Raw genomic sequence first — 12,247 nt, forward strand, 5'->3', positions numbered from 1 at the left:
GGCGGTCCGTTACGACGAAGCGGCGGATGACGACGCCGGCGCAGCGGGCTTCGCGGCAGGCGGAAAAACGCGCTGCAGGAGGCGCTTGAAGCCGCTCTCCGAAGCGGCCTCGGGCTTCGCCGCTGCACCACCCGCGCCGCTCGCGCCGTTCACGCCCGCCGCCGCGGGCTTCGCATGGGCCGGCTCGATCTTCGCGCCGTCGCTGAGCCGGTCGGTGCCGTCCGTCACGACCTGGTTGCCCGCCGCGAGGCCGGAGAGGATCACCGTATTCCTGCCGTCGCTCGGGCCGAGCTTCACCTTGTGCACCGACACCGTGCCGTTCGCATTGACCAGATACACGTAGTCGCCCGGCGCGCCGGTCTGCACCGCGGCGGTCGGCACGAGCACGGCGTTGCTCATCGTATCGACGAGCAGCTTCACGTTGACGAACTCGTTCGGGAACAGCGCCTCGTCGTCGTTGGCGAAGGTGGCCCGCAAGGTCACGGTGCCGGTCGCGGTCGCCATCTGGTTGCTGATCGCGTAGAGCGTGCCGGTGGCGATCTCGCGCGCGTTGTCGCTCGAATACGCGGTGACCGGCAATTTCGCGCCGCTGTTCATGCGCTGCACGATCGAGGCAAGCGCGTCCTGCGGCACCGTGAACTGCACCGTGGTCGGCTTGACCGCCGTGATGACGACGATCCCCGTCGACGACGACGCGGTCACGTAGTTGCCCGGATCGACGAGGCGCAGGCCGACCTTGCCGGCGATCGGCGCGGTGATGCGGCAATAGGCGAGATCGAGATCGAATTGCGCGATGTTGGCGAGATCGGCCTGCACGGCCGCCTCGTCCTGCTGCACGAGGAACTGCTGATCGGCGAAGGTCTGCTGCGCGATCGACTTGCGCTCGTTCAACTGCGTGTAGCGCGCGAGATCGGCGCGCGCCTGGGCGAGCGAGGCGCGGTCCTTGGCGAGCGTCGCCTGCGCCTGCTGCTTGCTGATCTGGTACTGGCGCGGATCGATCTGCGCGAGGAACTGGCCCTTCTGCACTTCCTGGCCTTCGTGATAGCCGACCTCGGTCAGGTAGCCGCTCAGTTGCGGCAGCACGGTCACGGTGGCGGTGGGCGTGACCGTGCCGAGCTCGCTCAGCGTGACCGGCATCGAGCCGAGCGTCGCGCTCGCGACCGTAACGACGATGGCCGTGTTCTCGCGCGCGGGCTTCTTGCGCGTCAGCACATGCATCGCAACCAGCGCGATCAGCACGAGCACGATCGCCACGAAGATGACGAGCCCGCGTCGGGAGCGCTTCGGCGGCGGGGACACGGCTTCGCTCATGTTGATCTCCGTGGACGGATAGTAGCGTCGATGATCGGTGGAAACGTCGTCCTCTGATGGGACTGCGCAAAAGTGCCATGGTTTGCGCGCGTTGTCATCAGTCGAAGTCCTCTGGACGTGCTGTTATCTGAACGTAAGGAAGCGGGGCCGTGCTTGGGACCGCGTATCGGGCCGCGTATCGAGGCGCCAACGGCACGCAAGCGCGATGCCCGCATGGCGCCAATGTAGCCGGGCTGCCGAACGCTTGAGTTACAGCGGTGCAACAGTTGACGCGGTGAAAGGCAACGCGGCCCCGCGCGGCGCCCGGACAGGCGGGCTCGGGGCCGCGTGGAAGGGGATCGATCGGCCGTGGCCGGCCGCGCACGGCTGCAATATGCGGTAACGAAAAATGGCCGGGCCGCCCCGGCAGGACCCGCTCCGCTGTCTAAAGCGCGTCACAATCGACCGCTATCATGCGAGCCCGGCTTCTTTCCCGCCTCTTTCCGCGACATAACCCTCCAGGCCGCGCGCCTGTCACCCCGATGTCCATCACCGTCAATTTTCCCGCCGAAGTGCGCGACTGGATCGCCGCCAATCTCACGCGCGGCGTCGCGCCGCAAGCGATCGTCAACGAGCTGGTCAGCCGCAACAACGCGGCCGAACTCGCGGCGGCGATGGTCAACGCCGTGTCCGCCGCGTTCCTCTACGGCACGCCGATGCCGGGCGACAAGCTCGAAGTGGGCGCCGCGCCGCTCAGCTACGAAGCCGAACCGCTGCGCGTGCGCGACGGCGCGCAGCTTCAGCTCGGCGAGCGCAAGGTGCGCGTGCTGTCGCGCCTGCAACGGCCCGCCGCCGTGCATCTCGCCAACTTTCTGAGCGCCGACGAATGCGAGCAGCTGATTGCGCTCGCGCGGCCGCGCCTCGACCGCTCGACCGTCGTCGATCCGGTGACGGGCCGCAACGTCGTGGCCGGTCATCGCAGCAGCTACGGGATGTTTTTCCGCCTCGCCGAGACGCCGCTGATCGCGCGCCTCGAAGCGCGCATCGCCGAACTCACGGGCCTGCCGGCCGAGAACGGCGAGGGGCTGCAAATGCTGAACTACGAGGAAGGCGCCGAATCGACGCCGCACGTCGACTATCTGATCGCGGGCAACGAGGCGAATCGCGAGTCGATCGCGCGCAGCGGCCAGCGCGTCGGCACGCTGCTGATGTATCTGAACGACGTGGAAGACGGCGGCGAAACGGTGTTCCCGCAGATCGGCTGGTCGGTGACGCCGCAGCGCGGTCACGCGCTCTACTTCGAATACGGCAACCGCTTCGGCCTCGCCGATCCGAGTTCGCTGCATGCGAGCACGCCGCTGCGCTCGGGCGAGAAGTGGGTCGCGACGAAATGGCTGCGCGCGCGCCGCTTCGTGCCGCGCCAGCAGGCCTGAGCGCCGGGCGGACCTGAGCGTTTCAGGTTCGAGGCACCCCAGGTGCCGGGCAGCACGGCCCGGCCCGCACGTTGCGCCGCCCGCGCGTTTGGCTTCAGCGCTGGAAAATCTCGTCGGCGACCCAGCCCTTCGAGGTCAGGTGCATGCCCTCGCGCAACTGCATCGTGCCCGCGCCTTCGATCACGCGCTTGACCATCGGAAACACGCGCTGCGCGTCGGCATCTTTCGCCCACGGCGCCGGCTCGACCTTGTACGTGTAGACCACCGACGTGACGGTCTTGCCGTCGAGCTGCATCGGCCGCTCCCAGCCCACGACCTTGTCGAGCGTCAGCGTGGCCGCGCAGAAGTCGGCCGGATGCGTGACGCGCGACGTGCCGGTCGCGACCACTTCCGGAATGTGCAGGTAGTACTTCTTGCCTTCGTCGGTCAGTTCGTACTGGCGCGCGGCCGCGGTGATCTTCTTGCCGCCGGCGTCGACGCGCTCGACCATCATGTCCTGACCCTTCACGAGGCCGAGCTTTTCGAGCACCGGCATCTGCACGGCGTCGCGCGTGCCCGCGGTGCGATCGTCGGTGGTGGTGTAGATCGGCCAGTCGTATTTGGCGAGGCACAGGTGACCGCGTTGGCCGAGGAAATCGTTGATGGCGGCCGTGAAGTTTTCCTGATTGGCGTCCTGGCTTTTGTCATGGCAGCCGGCGACGAAGGTCAGGGCAAACAGGGAAAGCGCGCCGCCGGCAAGGCGGACGGCGGTGGTACGTCGCGTCATGGTGTTGTTGCTCAGGTTGGATGGCTTATTGAACGGCTAGGTGCGGCAGGCGGCAGGCGATGCGCGCGCGGCAGCGGTGCCGGCGGTCCGAGGCACGACGGCCCGAACGCCGGCGCGCGGCCGCTCCACGAGAAGCCGGCCGCGCGCGGATCGTCATCGATGCGTCGTCAGTTCACGCATGCGCCGCTCGTGGGGGGCGTGGCGGGCGGCTGATAGCCGTCCGTCAGCGTGTTCAGGAAGCAGACCAGATCGGCGATGTTCTGCTGCGTCAGCTGCGGCGTCGAGTGGACCGGGCGGGCCAGCGCGCCGTCCGCCGCGGTCGTGCCGCCCGCGTCGGTTTGCCCCTGGCCCATCGGCAGTTCTTCGTCGATGTTGCCCTGGTAGGCGACCGGCAGATCGTTGAACGGCGTCGCCGTCGCCCCCGATGCGGCGCTCGGGAACAGCGCGAACGACGGGTTCTGCACCATGTGGCTCGTATCGCCGCCGGTGCTCGGATACCAGTATTCCGGGTTCGTGTCGCGCGTGTTGTAGAAGTTCAGCACCTGCACGAGCGAATGGAACACGCCGTTGTGGAAGAACGCGGTGCGCGTCGAGACGTTGCGCAGCGTCGGCACCTTGAAGCGGCCGCAATACGGATCGGGCACGTTGACGCCCGTGAACGAATCCGGTCCCGCGCCGCTCGTCGCGGTGCCGGGCGTGTGGAGGTTGTTCAGCGGACCGCACAGACCCAGGTCGTAGTACGAGGTCGTTGCGTTGCTCGGGATCGGGTCGGGGTTGTCGGGAATCTGCGTGTCGTTGCGCGGCACGCCGATCGCCTGATACGTGAAGTCCGTCATCAGACCGACCGAGCCGTTGAAGTTCGCGCCCGCGTAGTGGCAGGCCACGCAGCCGGCGCCCTTGTCGGTGTCGTTGAAGAGTTCGAGGCCGCGCAGCTCGGCCGCCGTCAACGTGCCGCCCACCTTGTTCGATTCGAACAGATCGAACTTGCTCGAATACGGCGCGAAGCTCGGGTCTTCCGTCTCGTAGGCCTGGATCGCGAGGCCGACGTCGGCGAACGCGGCGTCGGTGTTGGCGAACACGCCCGAGCCGAAGGCCTGCTGGAACAGCGGCGCATACGAGGCGCCCTGCACGACCTTGACCACGTTCGCGGCCGACGTGTTGTTCATTTCGAGCGGATTGAGCAGCGGCAGCGAGACCTGGGTCGCCAGCGTCGTCGCGCGGCCGTCCCACATGAAGCCGCCGCCCGGCGCGTTCTGCGTGATGCCGTCGGGATTGTCGGCGACGTCGTTGTAGGGCGGCGTCATCGACTTGTAGCGCAGCGAGGGCACCGCGCGCTGACCGGCCAGCGAAGGATCGGAGCCGAGCTGCACCGACAGGCTGTTCGGCGGTCCGTACGCGTACTGCGGACTATGGCAGGTCGCGCAGGACATGTTCTTGCCGCCCGACAGATTCTGATCGAAGAACAGTTGCTTGCCGACTTGGGCCGCCGCGCTCAGCGTGACGGCGGCGGGCGGCGCAACGCTACCCGTTTCGCCGCCGCCCGGCGCCGAGGTCTGGCTCGATCCGTTGCCGCCGTTGCTGCCGCTATCGCTGCCCCCGCCGCCGCAGGCGGCCAATACGAGGGAAAGCGCGCAAAGCACGCCGAGAGAAACTTTTCGCATATCGATGTGTTGAGCCTGATCGTGTTACCTGAGTCCGATTGCCGGGCGGTCCTGGCTTGGTCCGTGGAAGGACCTGGCTGAGTGCGCGTACGACTTAAGGCCGCGTGGAAATGGGACGAACGGAATGGAAAACTGCCGGACCACATGATCCGTGGTCCGGCAGGCAGCGTTGCGGCGCCGGGTTGCACACGCCGGGCGCGCGCTGCGCCCGGCGTGTGTCGGTCCGCCGCTTAGGTCGACCGCTTACTTGCTCAGCGCCCAGACGTTGGTCTGGTTCGCGTCAGGACCCGCCTGGCGCGAAGCCAGCGAGGTGCCCGTCACGTCGACCGGGTTCAGCTTCTGCGTGTAGGTCGCCGGCGTGATGTACGCGTGGTTCATCGGACGGACCGAGTCGAAGTGCGTATCCGCGCTGCCCGCGAGTTCCGGCAGGTTCAGCACGTTCGCGGCGATGAACGACTCGGTGTACTTCGCGCGAGCAAGGTACGTTTGCGGCTGTGCCGGGTCGCCGATCTGGAACATGTCCTGCATCGTACGCACGAACGAGAAGTGGCTGTACTCGTCGCTGTCGACCACACCCGCGCTCGCCTGGTTCGTTGCTACGCCGAACACCGAGTTGCCGTGACCATGGTTGCCCTGGTTGTACAGCGTCGTCGTGACCGGCGAGTACTTGCCGTTCGAGAACGTGAGCGGTGCCTGGTTGACGTTCGACGTCACCGGGTTCCAGCCGCAGCACGAGGTCGAGCTGCCTTCGCCTTCGTCGAACATCACGACGATCGCGACCTTGCGCTTCTTGTTGGTCCACAGCGGCGAAGCCTGGATCTTCGTCACGACCTGACGCACGTAGTCGTCGCCGCGCTGCACGATGGCGGTGCTGCCGCTCGAGCAGGACGGATCGGAGCCGGTGCCGTGCATGTCGTCGCACTGGTCGGGCATGATGAAGTTCAGGTTGCCCACGTCGCCGTTCGCGAGGTCGGTGCTGAACTGGTCGTAGTTGTAGTTCGTCGGGATCGAATAGTCCTTCGACGTAGCCAGGGCGGACGCCGGGTACTGCGTGCCGAAGATCGTGCGGTTGTCGGCGAAGAACTCCGGCAGATTGCGCGCCAGCTGATACGGCATTGCCGGGCTGTGCTTGGTCTTGTACAGCGCGCCAGGCATCGGGTAGGCCGTGCCGTTCGCGCCCGGGCCCGTGTAGGCGGCCGAGATCGTCGGTTCGGCGATGCTGTCCGAACGCGGGTCCTGACCTGGGTTCATCGACTCGCTGTAGGTACGCCACGTCATGCCCGCTTGCGACAGCAGCGTGAAGAGGTTCGGCGCCGCGACGTTGTGGTTCGCGGAAGAACCGACCGTCGTACAGGCCGCGCTCGTCAGGCCCGTCAGATGGTTCGTGTCTTGCGGCGGCAGTGCGGTCGTCGCGACGAGCGGCTGGCCGTCCGAAGCGGTGCCGCCGGCGAAGGCCGCGTCGGTCGGTGCGTTCGCGCCGCTCGTGCCCGCGCCGCAGCCCCACCAGTTGTCGTCGACGATACCCCAGTCGTCCGCGCCGCCGAGTGCCGTGTAGTTCGGCTCGCTCGGGTTGCCGGTCGCGTAGTAGGTCGTGAACTGGTTGTTGCTGGTCAGGAACTGGTTGATGAACGGTGCGTTCGTCGAACCGAAAATGCCCGGCGTGCCCGGCGTCGGGCCCACGCTGTGGTTTTCGAGCATGATCACGAACACGTTGTCGTAGCGCGGCACGCCTTCGACGTTGAACGCGGCCTGCTGCGCCTGTGCGTACGTGATCTTCGCCTGCGTCTGCGACGACTTCACGGCCGTTGCCTGGATCACGCCCGAGGTGCCGATGAGCGACGGATCGCCGCCCGTCATCGCGAGGTTGTCCGGATACATGTCGCCGCGATCGAGCTTGGTCGTCGCGTACGTGTAGCGGTTTTCAAGCTGGTTGTCTTCGAACAGCAGCGCTTGCTGTTCGGCGCCCGAGAGCGTGTTCACGTCGCCGAGCGCGTCGGTCGCGCTCACCGTCACCGACGATGCGCCGAGGGCCGGGCCGCTCAGGCGCGTTGCGAGGTTGGCCTTCTCGGTGGCGTAGCTGCTGCCGTTCGCTTCGACGAGACGCTGCACTTCGCTCGACATCGGGCTGATGACGACGTTAGCCGCGCCCTGGTCGGCGATCTGCGCGGCCGAAGCACGCAGGATCAGGTGGCTCGGCACGGCCGCGCCGCTTGCCGTGTTGGTTGCCTTGGTGCTGATGTCGGCGATCAACTGGCCGGTCGCCGAGGTCTTCAGCGTGAAGTGGCCCTTGCTGTCGGTCGTCGTGCTCGTTTCCGACGCATCGCACACGCCATTGCCGTTCGCGTCGACGCAAACCGTCGCGCCCGCGTAATAGCCGGCGGCGATCGTCGGGTTACCCGATGCGTTGCCCGGCTTGAAAGCCGCGGCGGTCACGACGCCCGAGAACGTCGTGGTTTGCGTCGGGGTCGGGCTGTTGCCGCCGCCGTTGCTTGCCGTCGACGGATTGTCGTTGCCGCCGCAAGCTGCCAGCACGCAGGCCGCCGCGATCGAGGTTAAAAGAAGGGTAGTACGTGGTGTTGAACTGACCGGCATTATGGGACCCCTGGTGGTTTGCATGTACAACTTTTTTCCGCCCAAACGGAACAAATCCGTATTTTTCTAACGCAGCGGGATTATCGAGTCCGTATGTTCTTTTTTTATGACAGGGAACCTTTAAGAAATTTTACTTTCAATTTACTTAAATTACCTTTCAAATTTAAACTTTATTGTAATAAACAGGAGCGACGCTCGCACCGGGGCCGAATCGCCGTAGGGTTGTGCACGTACGGCGGGCGCCGAGGACGATGAGTGCGCAAATGCGTGAATACATGCTTCGAATCACCAATATTTAGGATTCGATGCGCCAGATTCCGCTTTTCGCGGAGATTTGCTGTTCTGTTCGCTGCTCTGCCGGTTGCGTTGCTTGCCGCCCTGTTCGCCACTTTGTTTATTCCCCTGCTTACGCAGAACTGTCGTTCCCGTTCAGCTTCGTGCAAGCGCGCAGTAATTTATATTCGCGGCGATTTGTTATCGGGTTCGCTCACGGCTGCCATTCTTTTTTAATACCGCCGAAGTGTTATTCAGTACGGCACGGTTGCGCGGGCCCGCCCCGGATGGCCCTCGGCTTCAATCATATTCGCCGTTTCTTTTCTGATTTTTTATTTGTATTTCTCTTTGCAGCGGATTCAACGGGATTAATTCGTATTGCTGTACAGGATCACTAAACAGATCAAACCGGCCTATCTCAATTAGCTATGCAGATTGAGCAATTTGCCTGCTCAGGATAAAAATTAGTCCAATTCCTATAGACGGTGGGATAGGTGCTTTCGATACTGTGTGCTCGACCCATCACTCGATGCACGCATGTCCAAACCACCGTGGGACCGCACTTTAGCTATCTTCTGTGACACGCTGCCGACCTGGGGCAATGAGCCACTGCTCGCGCCGTTGCGTCTGCACGGCACCGAAGCCCTGGGCAAGCTCTACCGGTACGCGCTCGACGTGGCGACGATCGAAAGACCGACGCTTCCGCTATGGCAGGCGCGGCAACGGGTCGTGCCCGATCGCCTGATCGGCCAGGTGATCGACGTGTCGATTGCCTGCGGCGGCGACGCGATAAGCGCAGCCACCGGCAGCCGCACGATCTCCGGCCTCATCACCGGCGTCAGGCAGATGGGTAGCGACGACCGGCACGCCTATTACCGCTTCATCGTGCGCCCGTGGCTGTGGCTCGCCACGAAGAACCGCGAGAGCCGGATCTTCCAGGACATGAACGTCGTGGATATCACCTCTGCGATACTCAAGGCGCGCTATCCCTATCCTGTCGTGATGGAACTCGGTGGCCCCGGCACGGAACGCAGCTACCCGAAGCGCGACTATGTCCGCCAGATGTGGGAATCCGACTTCGCATTTCTCACGCGCCTCTGGCGGGAATGGGGCCTCTACTATCTGTTCGACGGCCTGACGCTGGTGCTCTGCGATTCCCCCGGCTCGCACAAGCGGCACGACGACACGTACCGGCGCATCCGCTATCGCGCGCCCGAGAGTCGGCGGGTCGACGCAGAGCATATCCACCGGCTCAAGGTCTCGCGCCGGATCACGGCGGGCAAGGTCAGCCTGACCGACTACGACTACACACGCCCCGGCGCGCGGTTCGAGGGCGGATACGCGAGCTACAGCGAAAGCGCCTGCGACAGCATCGAACAGCACGGCTGGGGCGACTACGCGCAGCCGCTCGCCGGGGAGTCCGGACTATCCGGTGAACGGAACCGTCACGAGGATGAAGCGCGATACCTCGCGAGCGTGCGCGTCGATGCCATGCGCCGCCACGGCCTGCGCCTGAAGGGTCGGGGCAATCTGCGCGGGCTCATCACCGGGAAGACGTTCTGGCTCGACGACCATCCGCAGCAGGACGTGAACGCGGAATACCTGGTGGTGTCGACCACGCTCGATATCCGCAATGCGCAGCAGGATTCGCAGTCTTCCGGTGAGGGAGAGAACGATGAACCGCGCCAGTGCGTGAGCGACTTCGTGCTGCAACCCGCGAATACGTTCTTCAGGAACCGCCCGAAGAAAAAGCCGCACTGCGCCAGCGAAACCGCCATCGTGGTGAGTCCGGAGAACCAGCCGCTCTGGGTCGACGGCTACGCGCGCGTCAAGGTCCACTTCATGTGGGACCGTCTCAGCCCGAAGGACGCCAGCGCCAGTTGCTGGGTGCGCGTGTCCTCGCCGTGGCAAGGCAATGGTTTCGGTGCGATCCATCTGCCCCGTACCGGTCAGGAAGTCACGGTCGGCTACCACGAGGGCGACCCGGACAAACCGTACGTATCGGGCCGCATGGTCAACGGCTGGAACCCGCCGCCGTGGAAGCTGCCGGCCAACCAGGCGCTCTCGGGCACGCTCAGCCGCGATCTCGAAGGCGGCGCCACCGGCCAGTCCAATCACGTCGTGCTCGACGACACGCCGGGCCAGCTCCAGGCGCAACTCGCCAGCGATCACGCGCAGTCGCGTCTCGTGCTCGGCTACAACACGCGCATCGTGCGCGAGGCAGGCCGCCAGCAGGCGCGCGGCATCGGCTGGGAACTCGCGACCGACGCATGGGGTGTCGCGCGGGCCAACCGGGGCCTGCTGATCACCACCGAGGCGCGCAGCGGTGCGAACGCACCGGCGAAGGACATGGGCGAGACGGTGGCCCGGCTCGCGCAGGCGCGCGATATCCACGAGAACCTGGCGGGTCTCGCCCGGCAGTACGAGGTGCAGGAGCCGCAGGCCAGCCAGGGCGAGGTGTCGAAAGCGATCAGGATGCAGAACGAGGCGATCCGCGGTGGCGTAGCGCGCGGGGCGGATGCGGAGCAGCCGTTTCCGCAACTGGCGAGGCCGGACATGGTGCTGGCCAGCGCCGCGGGTATCAGTCTCGCGGCCGCGGAAAGCACGCACGTGGCGAGTGGCGAACATCTCGCGCTCACGGCCGGCGGACACGTCAGCATCGCCGCGGCGAGATCGCTGCTGGCGTCGGCGGTCAATGGCGTGCGGGTGTTCGCGCAGAACCTCGGCATCCGGCTCAAGGCAGCGTCCGGCAAGGTGCAGATCGAGGCGCAACACGATGACATCGAGGTCATTGCGCAGCGCGTGGTGAACATCATCAGCCGGGCGGAATCGATCAATCTGATTGCCGGAAAGGAGATCGTGTTCCATGCGGCCGGCACGAAGGTCGTGATCAATGCGCAGGGGTACAGCGTCTACACCGACGGCGGGCATCGGGTTCATGCGGCGAGTTATCTGAACGATACGCCGGTGGCGGTGCCGTTTGTCGTGCCGATGACGGATATCGGGCAGGCGAAGGTGGCGGAGCATTTCAAGCTTGTGGAACAGGTTTCGGGGTGGGTGATGACGAACCAGCGTTACCGGATCGAGCTTGCAGACGGACAGGTGATCGAAGGGATCAGTAATGGACGCGGCGAAACATCCGTTGCGATGAGCGACAGCGTGCGGATTGCATCCGTCAGCCTGCTACGCGCGTGTGGCGCGGTCGCCTCGACGCATCGGTCGATATTGGTCCGGGATGCCGGGACGAAATCCGATTTATAGGAGAAAGCCAGGAATGCCCGCTAGACGCACACACAAAGTCGGCAACCATATCGTCGAGATCAATCAGCCAGGCCTCACCAGCGCCGGCAGAATCCCGACCTACGCACTCTGCTCGGCCGAGCGCTGGGGGATGCGCTTTTCTGATCTGGACCCGGAACGCAAAGGGCAGCTTATGTTTCCGGTTGCCAGGGATTACGCGTTTGCGGTGGAGTTGCTGTTCGAGAAGATCCAGTGGGGGAATACTTTCTTTGGTAAGGGGGTGCCGGAGAAGGTGCTCAGGTGGCCGGTTGACGATGATGGACAAAAATATCTACTCAGTCTGATAAAGCCGCTTATCGTCAAGGCAATGACGGATCAATCGCAAGACGGCGGTATTCCCGCTCAGGCCGTTCCCTCGCAGATAAAACTCGATGTGTCGCCGGGTTCGGCACCCGAGCAGGGCTTTTTTGATTCCGCGAACTGGAGCCTGCTCCTGCATCTCAATGATCTCAAAGACCTCATTCTTATAAGCCGGTTAGCGGACGAGGATGCGGGTCAACGCTATCTGCGCTTCAGAACGCTCAAGGCATTTGTCGATACGATTTACCACGAGTCGCGACATTGCCAGCAATGGTTCTGGAGCTACGCGATAGCGCAGCAACATCCAGACAATTTTCCTGATACACGGATCGATCAGTGGCCGGGTGCTGTAGTCGCTGCGAGTGCTCCAGGGCGCACGGCAGTGGCTCTAGCCAGGGTGGTATCAATACCTGACGATCCCTTGATGCTGGCGAGTATCAAACGTATAGCCATCGCGCAGTATGTCTGGGTACTCAATCTCTGGCGTACTGGCAGGGTTAGGCCACCAGGCTATCTGTCCAGCACGCAGTCACTGGAAAGTGAATTCGAAAAGGTCAGGGAACTGGCAGTCGATCTTCTACAGAAATCAGGTTACGGCGGCACTCCGATCATGATCGACAGCATGGTGGCCG

The 12,247-nt window shown here is 64.5% G+C and carries 7 protein-coding genes; 3 read left to right on the top strand and 4 right to left on the bottom strand.

Annotated elements, in window-relative coordinates; translation table 11 throughout:
• Nucleotides 1–9 precede the first annotated feature (9 nt).
• The gene (locus GXB81_RS12915) at nucleotides 10–1,311 is read right to left on the bottom strand and encodes an efflux RND transporter periplasmic adaptor subunit (RefSeq protein WP_205989311.1); all 1,302 of its coding nucleotides are present in this window, start codon (nucleotides 1,309–1,311) and stop codon (nucleotides 10–12) included.
• A 521-nt stretch (nucleotides 1,312–1,832) separates the two neighbouring features.
• Here GXB81_RS12915 and GXB81_RS12920 point away from each other — a divergent pair.
• Nucleotides 1,833–2,723 carry a 2OG-Fe(II) oxygenase gene (locus GXB81_RS12920; RefSeq protein ID WP_167282371.1) on the top strand — a complete coding sequence of 297 codons (891 nt, stop codon included), beginning with the start codon at nucleotides 1,833–1,835 and terminating at the stop codon, nucleotides 2,721–2,723.
• A gap of 94 nt (nucleotides 2,724–2,817) precedes the next feature.
• On the opposite strand, the gene GXB81_RS12925 is transcribed toward GXB81_RS12920, so the two are convergent.
• The 3 genes from GXB81_RS12925 to GXB81_RS12935 all read right to left on the bottom strand — a co-directional run bounded on the left by GXB81_RS12925 (nucleotide 2,818) and on the right by GXB81_RS12935 (nucleotide 7,742).
• Entirely contained in the window at nucleotides 2,818–3,489 is a 672-nt protein-coding gene (locus tag GXB81_RS12925) for a hypothetical protein (RefSeq protein WP_205989312.1), read from the bottom strand.
• A 167-nt stretch (nucleotides 3,490–3,656) separates the two neighbouring features.
• Nucleotides 3,657–5,150 (bottom strand): cytochrome c peroxidase, encoded by a 1,494-nt coding sequence (locus GXB81_RS12930; protein WP_205989313.1) that lies wholly within the window; start codon nucleotides 5,148–5,150, stop codon nucleotides 3,657–3,659.
• 243 nt (nucleotides 5,151–5,393) lie between these two features.
• The gene (locus GXB81_RS12935) at nucleotides 5,394–7,742 is read right to left on the bottom strand and encodes an alkaline phosphatase family protein (protein ID WP_167042785.1); all 2,349 of its coding nucleotides are present in this window, start codon (nucleotides 7,740–7,742) and stop codon (nucleotides 5,394–5,396) included.
• An 810-nt stretch (nucleotides 7,743–8,552) separates the two neighbouring features.
• Between GXB81_RS12935 and tssI the strand changes: the two genes are divergently transcribed.
• Both tssI and GXB81_RS31430 read left to right on the top strand, forming a co-directional pair.
• Nucleotides 8,553–11,276 carry a type VI secretion system Vgr family protein gene (tssI, locus tag GXB81_RS12940; protein WP_241016340.1) on the top strand — a complete coding sequence of 908 codons (2,724 nt, stop codon included), beginning with the start codon at nucleotides 8,553–8,555 and terminating at the stop codon, nucleotides 11,274–11,276.
• Between the two features lie 13 nt (nucleotides 11,277–11,289).
• Nucleotides 11,290–12,247 (top strand): hypothetical protein (locus GXB81_RS31430; protein ID WP_241016341.1); only part of this gene is annotated, 958 nt, incomplete at its 3' end.

Origin of the sequence: Paraburkholderia sp. Ac-20336, from assembly GCF_017105025.1 — a bacterium.
Taxonomy (GTDB): Bacteria; Pseudomonadota; Gammaproteobacteria; order Burkholderiales; family Burkholderiaceae; genus Paraburkholderia.